At 69.7% G+C, this 15041-nt stretch carries 15 protein-coding genes; 11 read left to right on the plus strand and 4 right to left on the minus strand.

Going from position 1 to position 15041, the window contains the following annotated elements; translation table 11 throughout:
• The first annotated feature begins 4 nt into the window (after positions 1-4).
• The 5 genes from CIK77_RS16550 (at position 5) to CIK77_RS16570 (ending at position 6113) form a co-directional block, all read left to right on the plus strand.
• Positions 5-916 carry a lyase family protein gene (locus CIK77_RS16550; RefSeq protein WP_332841621.1) on the plus strand — a complete coding sequence of 304 codons (912 nt, stop codon included), beginning with the start codon at positions 5-7 and terminating at the stop codon, positions 914-916.
• Positions 913-1686, plus strand: a complete 774-nt coding sequence (locus CIK77_RS16555) for an alpha/beta fold hydrolase (protein WP_087055194.1) — start codon at positions 913-915, stop codon at positions 1684-1686. Before CIK77_RS16550 ends, CIK77_RS16555 begins: the two co-directional genes overlap by 4 nt.
• Positions 1683-2105, plus strand: coding sequence for a 4-carboxymuconolactone decarboxylase (pcaC, locus tag CIK77_RS16560; protein WP_087055193.1), 423 nt, complete (start codon positions 1683-1685; stop codon positions 2103-2105). Before CIK77_RS16555 ends, pcaC begins: the two co-directional genes overlap by 4 nt.
• 266 nt (positions 2106-2371) lie before the next feature.
• Complete coding sequence (locus tag CIK77_RS16565; RefSeq protein ID WP_170934148.1) at positions 2372-4627, plus strand: lamin tail domain-containing protein; 2256 nt, start codon at positions 2372-2374, stop codon at positions 4625-4627.
• A gap of 112 nt (positions 4628-4739) precedes the next feature.
• Positions 4740-6113: a flavin monoamine oxidase family protein gene (locus CIK77_RS16570; protein WP_087055191.1), complete on the plus strand. Its 1374-nt coding sequence runs from the start codon at positions 4740-4742 to the stop codon at positions 6111-6113.
• Here CIK77_RS16570 and CIK77_RS16575 read toward each other — a convergent pair.
• The 4 genes from CIK77_RS16575 to CIK77_RS16590 all read right to left on the minus strand — a co-directional run bounded on the left by CIK77_RS16575 (position 6056) and on the right by CIK77_RS16590 (position 9530).
• Entirely contained in the window at positions 6056-6784 is a 729-nt protein-coding gene (locus CIK77_RS16575) for a Pr6Pr family membrane protein (RefSeq protein ID WP_087055190.1), read from the minus strand. The two genes, CIK77_RS16570 and CIK77_RS16575, sit on opposite strands and share 58 nt — an antisense overlap.
• 123 nt (positions 6785-6907) lie before the next feature.
• Positions 6908-8095, minus strand: a complete 1188-nt coding sequence (locus CIK77_RS16580) for an acetyl-CoA C-acetyltransferase (RefSeq protein ID WP_087055252.1) — start codon at positions 8093-8095, stop codon at positions 6908-6910.
• Positions 8096-8121: 26 nt separating this feature from the next.
• Entirely contained in the window at positions 8122-8769 is a 648-nt protein-coding gene (locus CIK77_RS16585; protein WP_087055189.1) for a 3-oxoacid CoA-transferase subunit B, read from the minus strand.
• A gap of 2 nt (positions 8770-8771) precedes the next feature.
• Positions 8772-9530 carry a CoA transferase subunit A gene (locus tag CIK77_RS16590; RefSeq protein ID WP_087055188.1) on the minus strand — a complete coding sequence of 253 codons (759 nt, stop codon included), beginning with the start codon at positions 9528-9530 and terminating at the stop codon, positions 8772-8774.
• A 115-nt stretch (positions 9531-9645) separates the two neighbouring features.
• Here CIK77_RS16590 and CIK77_RS16595 point away from each other — a divergent pair, with 115 nt between their 5' ends.
• The 6 genes from CIK77_RS16595 to CIK77_RS16620 all read left to right on the plus strand — a co-directional run bounded on the left by CIK77_RS16595 (position 9646) and on the right by CIK77_RS16620 (position 15034).
• On the plus strand, positions 9646-10428 hold the full coding sequence (locus CIK77_RS16595) for an IclR family transcriptional regulator (RefSeq protein ID WP_087055187.1): 783 nt from the start codon (positions 9646-9648) through the stop codon (positions 10426-10428).
• Positions 10429-10643: 215 nt separating this feature from the next.
• Positions 10644-11876 (plus strand): MFS transporter, encoded by a 1233-nt coding sequence (locus tag CIK77_RS16600; protein WP_087055186.1) that lies wholly within the window; start codon positions 10644-10646, stop codon positions 11874-11876.
• 18 nt (positions 11877-11894) lie between these two features.
• Positions 11895-12188 (plus strand): SelT/SelW/SelH family protein, encoded by a 294-nt coding sequence (locus CIK77_RS16605; RefSeq protein WP_087055185.1) that lies wholly within the window; start codon positions 11895-11897, stop codon positions 12186-12188.
• Positions 12189-12330: 142 nt separating this feature from the next.
• The gene (locus CIK77_RS16610) at positions 12331-13098 is read left to right on the plus strand and encodes an ABC transporter ATP-binding protein (protein WP_087055251.1); all 768 of its coding nucleotides are present in this window, start codon (positions 12331-12333) and stop codon (positions 13096-13098) included.
• Positions 13095-13964: an ABC transporter permease gene (locus CIK77_RS16615; protein ID WP_087055184.1), complete on the plus strand. Its 870-nt coding sequence runs from the start codon at positions 13095-13097 to the stop codon at positions 13962-13964. Before CIK77_RS16610 ends, CIK77_RS16615 begins: the two co-directional genes overlap by 4 nt.
• 53 nt (positions 13965-14017) lie before the next feature.
• Positions 14018-15034, plus strand: a complete 1017-nt coding sequence (locus tag CIK77_RS16620) for an ABC transporter substrate-binding protein (protein ID WP_087055183.1) — start codon at positions 14018-14020, stop codon at positions 15032-15034.
• Positions 15035-15041 lie beyond the last annotated feature (7 nt).

A 15041-nucleotide genomic window follows, 5' to 3' on the forward strand; every position in this document is an offset into this window, starting at 1 on the left:
CACCCTGACTCAGCACGCGGTGCCCACCACCATCGGCCTGCGCGCCGCGAACTGGTTCTCCGGCATCGAGCGCGCTGCCGAGCGGCTGCGGGCGCTGCGGGCTGCGGCCCAGCTGGGCGCGCCGGCGGCGCCGCTCCGCCGGACCGTGGAGTTCTTCCGCCGCTCTGGGGATGCCGACGACGGTTCGTACTCGGCTGGGCAGGGTGCCGGAGCTGCTCGCGACGCGATCGACGACGCCCTCGCCGTCCGAGACGCCTACGCCGATGCCCTCGGCCTGGCCCGCAACGACGTCCCGTGGCACACGAGCCGCTGGCCCGTCACCGAGCTGGGCGACGCGCTCGCCCAGGCGGTCGCTGCGCTCGGCAAGGTCGCGACCGACGTCGCCACCGCCAGCCGCACCGAGATCGCCGAACTCGCCGAGCCCTCGGGAGGCGGCTCGTCCGCCATGCCGCAGAAGCAGAACCCGACCCGCTCCGTGCTCATCCGCTCGGCCGCCATCCGTGCGCCGCAGCTGGCCGCGACCCTGCACCTGGCCGCCGGCCTTGCGGCCGACGAGCGCCCCGACGGCGCCTGGCACGCCGAGTGGCCCGCGCTGCGGGACCTGCTGCGCGCCGCGCTCGGGGCGGCGAACCACGGAGCCGACCTGGTCGAGGGCCTGCGTGTGAATGAGATCGACGTCGCCCGCACCCTCGGTGCGACCGGCGGGCTCATCGTCTCCGAGCGCCTCAGCGCCGTGCTCGGCAAGGAGCGAGCCGCTGAGATCGTGGCGGGCGTCGCCGCGGGCGGCGACCTCGCCGAGCTCGTCCGCGGCGCGGGGGAGGACCCCGCCGAGCTGCTCGACCCCGCGAACTACACGGGCCTGGCCGGCGAGTTCGTCGACCGCATCACAGGCAACGAGAACAGGAGCACCGGATGACTCTTCCCGACCTCGCCGTCACCGAGCCCGAGGGCGCCGACGGCGCACCCGTCGTCGTGTTGGGCCCGTCGCTCGGCACCTCATCAGCGACTCTCTGGGAAGACGTTGTGCCCGCGCTGCAGCAGCGCTACCGGGTTGCGCTCTGGGATCTGCCCGGCCACGGCGCGTCGAAGCCGGCATCCGAGCCGTTCACCACCGAGGACCTCGCCGACGCGCTGGTCGAGCGGGTCGCCGGGTTCGGCCAGGTGTTCTATGCAGGAGTCTCGCTCGGCGGTTCTGTGGGCCAGCAGCTCGTGATCCGGCACCCCGACCTGCTCACGGCGGCGGCCATCGTGTGCTCCAGCCCGAAGTTCGGAACTCCCGACGCCTGGGCCGAGCGCGCCGCCCAGGTGCGCTCGCAGGGCACGCCCGTGCTGGTGCGCGGTTCGGCCGAGCGCTGGTTCGCACCGGGCTCGATCGCCGCCCGCCCCGACATCACGGGCAGGCTGCTGCACAACCTCTCCGACGCCGATGACAGCAGCTACGCGCTGTGCTGCGAGGCGCTCGCCGCATTCGACGTTCGCGAGGCGTTGGTCGGAGCCGCAACGCCGGTGCTGGCGATGTACGGCGAGCACGACGCAGTCTCGACGCTCGACGACCAGGAGATCATCGCTGGCGCCGTGGCGAACGGCCGCATCGTGCGGATCGACGGGGCCAGCCACCTCGCCCCGGCCGAGAAGCCCGCCGAGGTCGCAGACGAACTGATCCGCTTCTTCGAGGAGAACCGATGACCGAGAACGACGACCGCATCGGCGAGCGCCCCACCGGTGACGGCCTCGAGGACGGTGAGCGCTGGCACAACGGCATGAGCGTGCGCCGCGAGGTGCTCTCGGACGAACACGTCGACCGTTCCATCCGGAATCAGACTGAGCTGACGGCCGACTTCCAGGACTTCATCACGCGCGTCGCATGGGGCGACGTCTGGCAGCGCCCCGGTCTGGCTCGGCGCGATCGCTCGATCGCCGTGATCACCGCGCTGATCGCGCACGGCCATCACGAAGAGCTCGCCATGCACCTGCGCGCCGCCCTGCGCAACGGTCTCACGGTCGACGAGGTCAAAGAGGTCATCCTGCAGTCGGCGATCTACTGCGGCGTGCCTGCCGCGAACACCGCATTCCGCATCGCGAGCGAGGTCTACGAAGCCGACTGACGCCTGCGCGGCGGCGCACTTCGGTTTCACACGATCGTCATCACGGTGAAACGTCGCCGGTATCCGGCGGCGGGAGTGTCGAAGCGCGTCGCGTGTCGACGCGGGACGCGCGCTCGGCGGTTGTCAGTCCCGCCCGGTGTGCACTGCGAGCGCCCGCTCTCACCTCCTATCCACCCCACTGGAACGGGCGGGCGTTCGCCCCATGTTCATCCGAGGTTCACGTCGAGCCGGTCGTCGTGTCATGCCGATGCCGCACCATGGCGAGGGTGTCAACCCGAACCTCACTCCCCGCCAAGCGCTCCCTCCTCGCGGCGACTGCTGTCGCCGTTCTCGGCTGCGGCCTCGCCGTCGCGGCCCCTGCAGCTGCCGCCGCCGAAACCGACATCGTGATCAACGAGGTCCAGTCCACGAGCAGCACCGACGCTCCCGACTTCGTCGAGCTGACCAACGTCGGTGCAGAGCCCGTCGACATCTCCGGATGGATCCTGCGCGACGACGACGACGAGCACGCGGTCGCGGTCGCTGACGGCACCACCGTCGCTCCCGGCGAGTACTTCGTGATCGAGCCGAAGTCGTTCGAGGACGGTTTCGGCCTCGGCAAGAACGACATGGCACGCCTCTTCACCGCCGAGGAGCAGCCAGTCGACAGCTACGAGTGGACCGAGCATGCGGCGAGCGAGGGCAGGCTGCCCGACGGCACAGGCGACTTCGTCGAGACCGAGCCGACCCCCGGGGAGGCGAACGTCGTGCGCGAAGAGGAGCAGGACGAGCCGGATGTGCCGAGCGATGCGCCTGTCGTCATCAACGAGATCGAGTCGAACGGCGACGCCCGAGGTGACTGGGTGGAGCTCGCCAACACCGACGAGAACAACTCCGTCGACGTGTCCGGATGGACGCTGATCGACAACAAGGCGTCGCACGACCCGGTTGTGCTCGCCGAGGGAACCGAAATCGAGTCAGGCGGATACCTGGGCGTTCTCACCGAGCCGAACTTCGGCCTCGGCGGCGGCGACAGCGTCACGGTGCGCGATGCCGCAGGCCTGCTCGTCGACGAGGTCGAGTGGACCGAGCACGCGTCGACGACGCTGGCGCGCTGCCCCGACATGACGGGTGAGTTCACCGAGTCAGGCGAGGGCACGTTCGAGCTCGCCAACAACTGCTCCGAGGTCGTTCAGCCGGAGATCGAGGTCTCGCCGTGGCCGTACAATGACGAGGTGACCGACGCGGTCGCAGCCGGCACCTGGGGCGATGACATGTCGGGCATCGACGTCGCGCCCGACGGCACGGTGTACGCGGTGAACAACGATGCAGGTGAGATCTCGCGCCTGGCCGGCGGCCCCGAGACGTACACGGTCGACGCGACCTGGCAGCCGAGCTACCCTGACGGCACCGGCACCCCGGACGGCGAGGGCATCACGGTCGCAGACGACGCGATCTACCTCGCCACGGAGCGCAACAATGACGAAGGAGACGTGAGTCGTCCGTCAGTCCTGCGCTTCGAGCTGGGCGAGCCCGGCGCCGTCGCGGCGACCGACGAGTGGAACCTCGCGGAGCTCACGGGCGCACTCGGCGCGAACGGCGGCGCCGAGGCGATCGAGTGGATCTCCGACGCCGATGCGCTCGCGGCGGGGCTCGACTACGACCCGTCGGCATACGGTGAGCACTTCGGCGGCATCTTCACCGTCGGCATCGAGCAGACCGGCAGCATCCACGTCGTCGTTCTCGAGGCGGACGGCAGCATCACCGAGCTGCAGACGATCGCACCGAGCGAGGCCGTGGCCTCTGTGATGGGCCTGGACTGGCGTGCAGGCGGCAACCAGCTGTTCGCACAGTGCGACGAGGAGTGCGACAACCGCTCAGCGGAGTTCCGGATCGCGGACGGCGCCTTCGAGCGCGTCGACGAGTACGCGGCGCCGGCCGGCATGGACCCGTCGTACACGAACGAGGGCGTCGCGATGACCTGGTGCGACCAGGCGGCCGAGACGGTGCCGACGGTGCAGTGGATGTCCGACTCCGCCCACGAGGGCGTCTCGCTGCGCACATCGGCCGGAAGCGACTGCACTCCGGGCGGCGACGGAGACGGCGATGACGCCGGCAGCGACGACGGCGGCAACGAGGACAGCGACGACGCCGACAGCGACCAGGACGGCGCGGTCAGTGTTCAGACCTCGGCCGAGCGCGGCGAGACGATCAGCGTCACGGTCGCCGGCCGCGAAGGCGAAGAGGTCGCCGTGTGGCTGCACTCGGAGCCGCAGCGTCTGGTGACCGGCACGGTCGCCGCAGACGCGACGATCCAGGCGACGATCCCGGATGACGCTGAGCTCGGCGAGCACAGCATCGTCGTGCGGGCGGCCGACGGCACGACGATCGGCTCTGCGCCGATCGAGATCGTCGCGGCGGCCGATGCGGATGGCGAGCTCGCCGTGACCGGAGCGGAGTTCTCGCCCGTGCTGCCCATCGCGGCCGCGGCGCTCGTGCTCCTCGGCGGAGCGCTGGTGCTGCGCCGCGCGGTGCGCGCATAGCGCGCGAGACAGATCCGCGGATGCGGGGCCGTCGCCAGGGTTCGGGGGAACTGCGACAGCTCCGCATCCGCGCTGTGCACACGTGCTCCGGCGCGAGATAGGCTGACCGGACATGAGGATCACGCGACGCTCGCTGCTCGTCGGCGCCGGTTCCGGCGCCGTCGCGATGCTGCTCGCGTCCTGTGTGTCGGAGGGGCCGGATCCGGATCCGACGCCGACAGAGCCGGATGTCACGCCGACGCCGTCGCAGGATGTCCCGGCTCCCGCCGGCTTCGTGCGCAGCGAGTGGACGACCGATCCGCACTCCCGCGGTGCGCGTGCCTTCGTGCCGGCCGGCTCGGGCGAGGCCGACAGAGCGGTCCTCGCGGAGCCGATCCAGAACCGTGTGTTCTTCGCAGGCGACGGGCTGGGCAGCCCGATCGGCACGATGCAGGGAGCGTCGAGCGACGGCTTGCGTGCCGCAGCCCTCGTCGCCGACACCGCTTCACCTGGTGAGCGCGTGATGGTCGTCGGCGCCGGGATCGCGGGAGCCAGAGCGGCGCGCTTCCTCGCCGACGCCGGGCTCGACGTCACCGTGATCGAGGGGCGCGACCGCACGGGCGGCCGCATCCGCACCGTCGATCTCGACGACTGGCCCGTGGCGCCGCAGCTGGGCACGTGGCTCACCGACTCCGACGCCGAGGCACTGCACCAGAGCCTCGCCCAGCAGGGCATCGTCACTCACGAACTCGAGGGGGAGACGGCCCGCGGTCCGGAGGGCGCAGCCGACGTGCCGCCGCTCGACCCCGTGCGCGCTGCGATCGATCGGGCGGCGGAGCTCAGCGCCGATGCGGCGCTGAGCGATGCGCTCGTCGAATCCGGGGCGGATGTCGAGAGCGCGGAGCTCGTTGCAGCGCTGGCCTACCTGACCGACAGGTCCGGGGCCGAGGCGGCCGAGCTGTCGTCGTGGTATCCGCCGACGATCCCGGATGAGCCGGTCGCGCTCTCCGGCGATCTCGGTGCCGTGGTCGACGAGGCCGTCGACGACCTCACGATCTCGCTCCAGACGACCGTGCTCGGCGTCGCCTACGATCGCGACGGCGTGAGCCTGCGCCTGTCGACGGGGGAGGCGCTCTCGGCCGATCGCGTCATCCTGACGACGCCGATCGGCGTGCTGCGCCACGGCTCGATCGAGTTCGAACCGGCGCTGCCGTTCCCGTACCGCACCGCAATCGATTCGGTCGCCTCTGGTGCCGTCGAGACCGTGTGGCTGAGGTTCGACGAACCCTTCTGGCAGGCGAGCGAGGCGCTGTGGCATGTCGTCGACGGCGATGCCGCCGTGCGCACCTGGATCAACCTGCAGCCGTCGACGGGCGAGCCGATCCTCGTCGGGCTGATCGGCGGTGACGCCGCGCGCGCATTCGCGGAGATGAGCGACGACGAGGCCGCTCAGGCCGCTGTCGACTCGCTGGCGTTCTTCGCCGAGGCGCCTGCCGACGAGTCCTGATCCGGGCTGGGGCGACTCCGTCCATCCGGAGCGATCCGCTTATCCGGGACCGTCTGGTGCACCTTGCTGATGCCGATCAGGCCGCTCGCGACCCCCGCGAACACCGCCAAAGCGAAGAGACTGGTGAGCAGGAACTCGCCGATGCCCGACACCTGTCGCAGGTCGAGGAAATAGTACGGGTACCAGCCGATGAACGCGCCGCGCCACATCGTGAACAGTCCCCACACCACCGGGAACAGCAGCACCCACGGGATCAGCCACCAGCGCGCTTTGGGGCGTCCTGGCCCGAAGATCCATGCCGCGATCGTGAGCACCGGCAGCCCGAAATGCAGCACCACGTCGGACCACGGCACCGTCATCGGGATGCCGCGCAGCCCCGCCTGCCACATCAGCAGGGCGAAGACGAGCCCGGCGGTGATCGTCCAGCTGAGCACGATGGTCCGGATGTCGGTGAGCCAGCGCGGATCGACCGGACGACGCAGGGCGACAAGGCCCGCGGTGATGGCGACTGCCGTGAATGCGATGTTCGACTGGATCGTGAGGTAGGCGAAGAAGTTCTGCCCGGCGATCGTCTGTGAGCCCAGGCCCCAGAACAGACGGTGCACGAGCGCCGCGATGCAGGTGGCCGCCGCCGCGAACCTGACCGCGGCGAACCACGTGCGTGCCGTCACGTCGCCTCCCTCGCGCTCACCGACTGTCGTCGAGCCGAGTCTACGGAGCGTGGGTCAGCGTGCGGTGACCTCGACGCCGGTGAGGCGGGTGATCGCGGCGCGGGAGGGCCGCCGACGCCCGTCTCAGCGCGTCAGGATGAGCGCGTCGCCCTGACCGCCTCCGCCGCAGAGCGCGACGGCCGCGGTGCCGCCGCCGCGGGCGGCGAGTTCGTGCACGGCAGTGACGACCAGGCGGGCGCCCGAAGCGCCGATGGGGTGGCCGAGGGCGATGCCGCCGCCGTTCGGGTTGACCGCGTCGTCGCTCAGCCCGAGCTCGCGCTGCGACTGGGCCACGACAGCGCCGAACGCCTCGTTGATCTCGACGACGTCGAGGTCTCTCGCCGTGATGCCCTGCTTGTCGAGGGCGCGTGCGATCGCCTGGGCGGGCTGGGCCTGCAGCGAGTTGTCGGGGCCTGCGGTCTGGCCGTTCGCGCCGAGTGTCGCGAGCACGTCCCAGCTCTTCGCCTCGGCGTGGGCACGCGTGGTGACGACCACGGCCGCGGCGCCGTCGGAGATCTGCGACGCGTTGCCCGCTGTGATCGTGCCGTCCGCGGCGAAGGCCGGGCGCAGTCGGGCGAGCGTCTCGGATGTGGTCTCGGGCCGGATGCCTTCGTCGGCCGTGATCGAGACCGGATCGCCCTTGCGCTGCGGCACCTCGACGGGGACGGTCTCCGCGGCGAACCGTCCTGATTCGCGTGCGGCGGCTGCGCGCTGGTGCGAGCGTGCCGCGACGGCGTCCTGGTCCTCGCGGGTGAGGGCGAAGCGGGCGTTGTGCCTCTCGGTCGAGGCGCCCATGCTCTCCTCGTCGAAGGCGTCGGTGAGCCCGTCGTGGGCCATGTGGTCGAGCACTTCGATCGAGCCGTACGCGTAGCCGCCCCGCGACTTCGGCAGCAGGTGGGGTGCGAGGGTCATCGACTCCATGCCGCCGGCGACCACCGTGGTCGCATCCCCGGTCCGGATCATCCGGGCCGCGTCTATCACGGCGGTCAGACCCGACAGGCACACCTTGTTGACCGAGTGCGCCGGCACATCCCAGCCGAGCCCCGCGCCGATCGCGGCCTGGCGGGCGGCGTTCTGGCCGGCGCCCGCGGCGAGCACCTGGCCGAGGATCACGGCGTCGACGTCGCCTGGCACGATGCCGCCGCGTTCGAGTGCGCCCGCGATGGCTCGCGAACCGAGTGCGGTCGCGGGGAGCGAGGCGAACTGCCCGCTCATCCGGCCCTGCGGCGTGCGCGCCGCGGCGACCAGAACGATGTCGTCTGCTGAAGTCATGGCGATTGCCTCCGGAATCTGGCGGGTCATTCCGCGTCGCTCAGTGCCACCGTCAGCGGCGGCTCTGTCGCGGCGACGACTTCTTCCACTGTGACACCCGGAGCGAGCTCGCGCAGCACCAGGCCGTCGGCGGTGACGTCGATCACGGCGAGGTCGGTGATGATCCGATCGACCACGCCGAGGCCGGTCAGCGGCAGCGAGCAGTCGTTCACGATCTTCGCCGAGCCGTCCTTGGCGGCGTGGGTCATCAGTACGATCACCCGGCCCGCGCCGTAGACGAGATCCATTCCACCGCCTGGACCCTTGACCATCTTGCCGGGGATCATCCAGTTGGCGAGATCCCCTCGTACCGACACCTGCATCGCGCCCAGGATCGCGGCGTCGATCTTGCCCGCTCTGATCATCGCAAAGCTCGTCGCCGAGTCGAAGAACGACGTGCCTGGCAGAGTCGTGACCGTCTCCTTGCCTGCGTTGATCAGATCCGGATCGACGTTCTCCTCCGTCGGGTACGGCCCGACCCCCAGGATGCCGTTCTCCGACTGCAGAACGACCGTCACGTCATCCGGAACGTAGTTGGGAACGAGCGTCGGCAGGCCGATGCCGAGGTTCACGTACGAGCCGTCGGTGAGCTCGCGAGCTGCGCGGGCGGCCATCTCGTCGCGTGTCAGTGCCATGCTCATGCCCCCTCGGTGCGAACGGTGCGCCGCTCGATGCGCTTCTCTGTGTCGGTGCCGACCTCGATCATCCGGTGCACGTAGACGCCGGGCAGGTGGATGTGGTCGGGGTCGAGTTCGCCGGGTTCGACGAGCTCCTCGACCTGAGCGATGCAGACGCGTCCGGACATCGCCGCGAGCGGGTTGAAGTTGCGGGCCGCCTTGTTGAAGACGAGGTTGCCGTGCCGGTCTCCGCGCAGTGCGTGCACGAGTGCGAAGTCGGTGACGATCGCCTCTTCGAGCACGTAGTCGCCCTTGCCGAAGGTGCGGACCTCCTTCTCCGGGGAGGCGACCGCGACGCTGCCGTCGGCGTCGTATCGGCGGGGCAGGCCGCCCGTGGCGACCTGCGTGCCGAGCCCGGTTTTGGTGAAGAACGCCGCGATGCCCGCGCCGCCCGCGCGCAGCTTTTCGGCAAGCGTGCCCTGCGGGGTGAGTTCGAGCTCGAGTTCGCCGGAGAGGAACTGTCGCTCGAACTCCTTGTTCTCGCCGACGTACGAGGCGGTCACCTTCCGGATGCGCCCTGCGCCGAGAAGGATGCCGAGGCCCCAGTCGTCGACGCCGCAGTTGTTCGATGCGACCGAGAGACCGGATGTCCCCTGCGCGTAGAGCGCTTCGATCAGCGCCGTCGGGTTGCCGGAGAGGCCGAATCCTCCGACGGCGAGGCTGGCGCCATCCGGGATGTCGGCTACGGCCTCGGCAGCCGAGCCCCACGTCTTGTCCATCGCAGTGTCACTCCCTTGTGTTCGGCGCTTGGGTCACGACAAGTGTGCGGCGCGCGGCGGCGGCGCGTCCAGAATCGCTTGCATGGCGGATGATGTGGACGGTAGCGTCCATAATATGGACGAGAGGTCGCCGCGCGGCGCGCAGTCGGTGGCGCGCGCGGCGCTGCTGTTGCGACTGGTGACGGCGCAGGGCGAACGGGGAGGCGCCCGCACCGCCGACCTGGTGGCGGAAGCAGGGCTGTCCAGGCCCACGGTGCACCGCCTGCTCAGCGCGCTGAGGTTCGAGGCGCTGCTCGACCAGGATCCGGCGACCGGCCGCTGGTTCCCCGGGCCGGAGCTGTTCCTGATGGGCTCGGTCGCCGCCGAGCGGTATGACGTGACGGAGCGAGCGCGCGACATCGTGCACTCGCTGGCGGCGACCACGGGGGAGAGCGCGTTCCTCTCTGTCCGCCGGGGGGATGAGACCGTCTGCCTCGTGCACGAGGACGGTGCCTTCCCTATCCGGTCGCACGTGCTCAGCGAGGGCGTGCGGTTCCCGCTCGGGGTCGCATCGGCGGGGCTGGTGATCCTCGCTCTGCTGCCCGAGGAGGAGGCCGGGGCATATCTCGACGCGCACGACCTCGTGCCGCGCTGGGGAGAGGCGCACTCCGCTCCGAGCGTGCGCGAGCGCCTCGCCGACACACGAGACCGGGGCTACTCCGTCAACCCGGGGCTCATCGTCGAGGGCAGCTGGGGCATGGGCGCCGCCGTGCTCTCCCGCGCCGGTCGCCCCGAGTGGGCCTTGAGCATCACCGGCGTCGAGTTCCGCTTCGGCGAGGACCGTCGCGACAGTCTCGGCCGTGCGCTGCTCGGCCACGCCCACGAACTGAGTCAGCGGATGCGGCGCGGGGCGCACTGAGGGCCCGGTAGTTCTTCATTTCTGGCACATCTCCGGGTGGGCGCACCACCGGAGATGTGCCAGAAATGAAGAGTTGTGTGAGCGTTGCTCGCGTGCGTGCACGGCATCGGTGATCGTGATGCGCGGTATCGGCGACGCGCGCGGTGCGAACAGCGGATATCACCTTCGTGCGTGGCACTGGTCGTGTGGAATGGCTCGGTCGAAGGAGATCCTCAATGACGAGTTCGCCCACCCAAGCCCCTCAGCAGCCGGCCGTTCGCGAGTCGGAGTTCCGCCGCGGGCTGCCCGCGCTCATCTTCGCCACCCTCGGCGCCGCGTTCGGTTATGCGGCACTTGCCTACTTCGTCGGCGTGCTGGTCGTGCCGCTCGGCGAGGAATACGGCTGGAGTCGGGGCGACGTGGTGCAGGTGAACCTGTGGAGCGGCATCGGTCTCGCCGTGCTGCTGCCGTTCACCGGGGCGCTCGCCGACAAGCGGGGCATCCGGATCGTCTCGTTCATCGCGATCCCGCTGTTCGCTGTGCTGATCCTGTCGCTCACCTTCTTCGACGGTGCGCTGTGGATGTTCCTCGCCTCGTATGCCGTGATCGGGGCCGTCGGATCGGGAACGTCGGCCGTCGTGTATGCGAAGGTCGTCTCGCGCTGCTTCGATCGTCACCGGGGGCTCGCGCTGGGCATTCTGGCGGCAGGACTCGGGTCGGTCGGGCTCGTGTTCCCGCCGATGATGGGTGCGATCGCTGAGGGCTTCGGTTGGCGAGCGACGTTCCTCGCGATGGCGGTTCTCGCGATCGTGCCGCTGTTCGGTCTCATCTTCGCGAAGATCCCTGCGGCGAGCGAGCGCACAGCGACGGCTCCGCTGCGCGGCATGACACCGCGCGCCGCGCTCGGTCGGCGAGAGTTCTGGATGCTGCTGGCCATCTTCTTCCTCATCGGGTGGGCGCTTCTGAGCATGGTGCCGCATTTCATTCCGATGCTGATCGACAGCGGCGTCGACCCCGTGACCGCCGCGCTGCTCTCGTCGCTCGTCGGGCTCGGCACGGTGATCGCCCGTCCGATCCTGGGGTGGGCGTTCGACAGATTCAACGCGATCCATGTCGGCGTTCCGCTGTTCGTGCTCGCCGCGATCGGCTGCGTGGTTCTGCTCGTGGGCGGCGCCGCGCTCGCACCGCTGACGGCGCTGCTGATCGGCATCGCCTTCGGCGCCGAGATCGACCTGATGTCGTACCTCAGCTCGCGCTACCTCGGCCCGCGCGCCTTCGGTCGGCTGTACGGCGCGATCTACTCGTGCTTCACGATCGGCGCTGCCCTCGGGCCGGTCACCGCCGGCTACCTGTACGCGGCGCAGGGGAGCTATTCGACGTCGCTGGTGATTGCGGTGATCGCCCTCGTGCTCGGCTCGGCGATCCTGCTCGCACTGCCGAAGTACCCGCGTGACGCGGCGAGCGAATAGCGCTGGCAGAGTGGACGCATGGCGACGCCCCGGGTCGAGATCACCTACTGCACGCAGTGTCGCTGGCAGCTGCGCGCACAGTGGTACGCAGGCGAGTTGCTGCAGACCTTCGACGAGGAGATCGGTGAGATCGCGCTGATCCCGGCAATGGGCGGCGTGTTCCGGATCGACATCGGCGACGAGCGGGTGTGGAACCGCAAGCGCGACGGCGGCTTCCCTGAGATCGTCGAACTCAAGCGGCGCGTCCGCGACGTGATCGCGCCGAGTAAGAGCCTCGGCCACGCGGATCGCTCAGGCGACGCAGCGGAGTGACCTCCGGGGCGATGTGCCGCGCCGCTGAGGTGAGGTATATCGACCGCGTCGATAGTGGTCATCAATCATTCCGTCGTGATTATGGGGCGGATCACCCCTAGCGTCAGTGGTGCACAGCGACGTGCGCGAGAAGGGAATCTGCATGGCTGTTTCGTCCGAGGCTCTCCGATTCGACGGGGTGACGCAGTCGTTCGGAACGACTGTCGCACTCGAGGGGATAGACCTGTCCGTCCGCACCGGCGAATTCCTCACCATCGTCGGCCCGAGCGGCTGCGGCAAGTCGACGCTGCTCCGACTCGCGGCCGGCCTGATCTCGCCCACCGGCGGCCGAGTCAGCGTGCACGACGAGGAGGTGTCAGAGCCAAGGCGCGACGTGGGATTCATGTTCCAGAAGCCCACTCTGCTGCCGTGGCTGAGCGCGCGGGAGAACGTGATGCTGCCGAAGTCTCTGCACAGCAGGCCGACGCAGAACGATCGCGCAGAGGCCGACCGGCTGCTCGAGCTCGTCGGTCTGCAAGGCAGCGAGTACCGCTACCCCGACCATCTCTCCGGCGGTATGCAGCAGCGAGTGGCGCTCGCACGTCTGCTCATGACCGGCGCCGACCTGCTGCTTCTCGACGAACCGTTCGGCGCACTCGACGAGTTCACCAGAGAGAAGCTGAACTTCGAGCTGCTCGACATCCGCCGGGCCACGGGCGCGACGATCGTACTCGTCACACACAGCATCTCCGAGGCCGTGCTGCTCGGCGACCGGGTCGTCGCCATGAGTCCGCGACCTGGGCGCATCGCGGAGCAGGTCGAGGTCGGACTCGGTGACGTGAGAACCTCTCAGACCCTGCGCAGTGGCGACTTCGCCCACTTGCTGAACCGCGTCAGGGATGCGTTCGACCACGGAAGGCGTGCGGCATGAGCGGCGCGTCGCAGCGCGGGGCGACCGCCACGATCCGGATCATCTGGCCGGCGATCGCACTGCTGGTGCTGCTCGTCGCGGCGGTCGAGACGGCGGTTGCAGCTGGGCTCGTCAGTGCGCTCATTCTTCCCCGACCAAGCGAAGTCGTGATCGCACTCATCGACCAGTTCGCCGAGGCGCGCATCTGGGAGCACATCGCGGCCACGGCCTTCGAAACCGTCGCAGGGTTCGGGATCGGAAGCGGGCTCGCCTTCGTCCTCGCGGTGCTGGCGTCGATGTCGAGCCTGCTGCGTCGCGCCGTGTCGCCTTACGTGGTTGCGCTGCAGGTGACCCCGCTCGTCGCCGTCGCACCGCTGATCATCGCATGGCTCGGCTTCGGGTACTCGTCGAAGATCGCGATCGCGGCGCTGATCTGCTTCTTCCCCGTCTACGTGAACACGGCGGCGGGAATGCTCTCCGCGGATCGCACGGAGGAGGAGCTGTTCCGCTCCCTGGGTGCCAGGCGCTTCCAGACCCTGGTGCGTCTGCAGCTGCCGCGTGCGCTCCCGACGATCTTCGCCGGTCTCAAGACCGCGATGACCCTCGCGCTGATCGGTGCGGTCGTCGGCGAGTTCGTGTCGGCCGAGCGCGGGCTCGGAGTGCTGGTGACCCGGTACAGCTATCAGCTCGCCGTGGCGTCTGCCTTTGCCGTCGTGATCGCCCTCACCGTCCTCGGCCTCCTGCTGTATCTCGCCATGGCCGGGGCGGAGAGGTGGGTCGTCTTCTGGCGCAACGACGCCAGGCTCGCCGGCCGCGAGGCACGTGCTCAGCATCGTGCGACGACTGTGGTCGGTGCCCAGGAGCCTCCGTCGCCCCGGCGTTCGTGACCCACACCCGAGATTCAGAGATCCAGTCAGTGCCTACTCAACGAGGAGTGACCATGCACATCACCACACGGACCCGCGTCGCAGCTCTCGCCCTTGCGGGCGCGGCAGCTCTGACCCTCGCCTCCTGCGGCAGCGAGCCGCAGGACGGCGACGCACTGGAACTGATATGGGCGCAGCCGACGCCCGAGTCGATGGCGTACTTCCCCGTGATCGTCGCGGAGGAGAACGGCTACTTCGAGGATGAGGGTGTCGCCGTCGAAGTCGCTCCGGCGAGTGAGGACCTGCCGACCTCGTCGCTCGTGGCGAGCGGCTCGGCCGACATCGCCGCGGCGTCAGCCGGTGAGATCTTCTTCGCCCTTGCCAGCGATCCGTCCTTGGCGGTCGTCTACGACGCCACGCGACTCTCACCCGAGGGGATCGTGGTGCCGGCGGGCGGCGACATCGTCGACGTCTCCGGACTTGACGGCGCGACCATCGGCATCTCCTCCGACGAAGAGCGCGCGCTGATCGCGTCGGCGCTCGACACTGCGGGGCTGACGCTCGACGACGTGACCCTCGTCACCGTCGGCGGCGGTGGCCAGGTGATCGCGAACGAGCTGGACGGCGGGCAGTTCGATGCCTTTGCCGGTTCCGTGCTCGACTTCGCCGCGGTGCAGGCGGTCGGCTACGAGCTGCAGGACATCACGCCCGAGTCGATCGCGGAGACGCCGTCCGGCGCGTTCGTGATCGGTGAGGAAGCCGACGATGCCGCCGTCGAGGGGTTCCTGCGCGCCGTCGCGCGCGGCACAGACTGGGGGCTGCAGAACCCGGATGAGCTCGAGCAGCTCCTCCGCGAACGCGTGCCGGAGGAATGGGAGAACGAGGAAGTCGCGCGCTCCCTGTTCGAGTTCGGGCTTGATGGCTGGTCGCCGCGCGAGGGCGCCGACTACGGCCAGCTCGACGCGGAGGTCTGGCAGGAGACCGTGCAGCGCCTGACCGACGCGGGAGAACTGACCGAGGAGGTCGATCTCGACGCGCTGCTCGACGACCGTTTCATCGCTCCGGCGAATGACGCGCTGGGCGACGAATAGGAAGTCG

Source organism: Microbacterium sp. JB110 (assembly GCF_003335195.1).
GTDB lineage: Bacteria > Actinomycetota > Actinomycetes > Actinomycetales > Microbacteriaceae > Microbacterium.

Coding starts and splice junctions, on each gene's coding strand:
- CIK77_RS16605 (WP_087055185.1), top strand. CDS start 11,895: ATGGCGACGCCCCGGGTCGAGATCACCTACTGCACGCAGTGTCGCTGG.
- CIK77_RS16600 (WP_087055186.1), top strand. CDS start 10,644: ATGACGAGTTCGCCCACCCAAGCCCCTCAGCAGCCGGCCGTTCGCGAG.
- CIK77_RS16615 (WP_087055184.1), top strand. CDS start 13,095: ATGAGCGGCGCGTCGCAGCGCGGGGCGACCGCCACGATCCGGATCATC.
- CIK77_RS16555 (WP_087055194.1), top strand. CDS start 913: ATGACTCTTCCCGACCTCGCCGTCACCGAGCCCGAGGGCGCCGACGGC.
- CIK77_RS16570 (WP_087055191.1), top strand. CDS start 4,740: ATGAGGATCACGCGACGCTCGCTGCTCGTCGGCGCCGGTTCCGGCGCC.
- CIK77_RS16580 (WP_087055252.1), bottom strand. CDS start 8,095: ATGACTTCAGCAGACGACATCGTTCTGGTCGCCGCGGCGCGCACGCCG.
- CIK77_RS16595 (WP_087055187.1), top strand. CDS start 9,646: ATGGACGAGAGGTCGCCGCGCGGCGCGCAGTCGGTGGCGCGCGCGGCG.
- pcaC (WP_087055193.1), top strand. CDS start 1,683: ATGACCGAGAACGACGACCGCATCGGCGAGCGCCCCACCGGTGACGGC.
- CIK77_RS16585 (WP_087055189.1), bottom strand. CDS start 8,769: ATGGCACTGACACGCGACGAGATGGCCGCCCGCGCAGCTCGCGAGCTC.
- CIK77_RS16590 (WP_087055188.1), bottom strand. CDS start 9,530: ATGGACAAGACGTGGGGCTCGGCTGCCGAGGCCGTAGCCGACATCCCG.
- CIK77_RS16610 (WP_087055251.1), top strand. CDS start 12,331: ATGGCTGTTTCGTCCGAGGCTCTCCGATTCGACGGGGTGACGCAGTCG.
- CIK77_RS16620 (WP_087055183.1), top strand. CDS start 14,018: ATGCACATCACCACACGGACCCGCGTCGCAGCTCTCGCCCTTGCGGGC.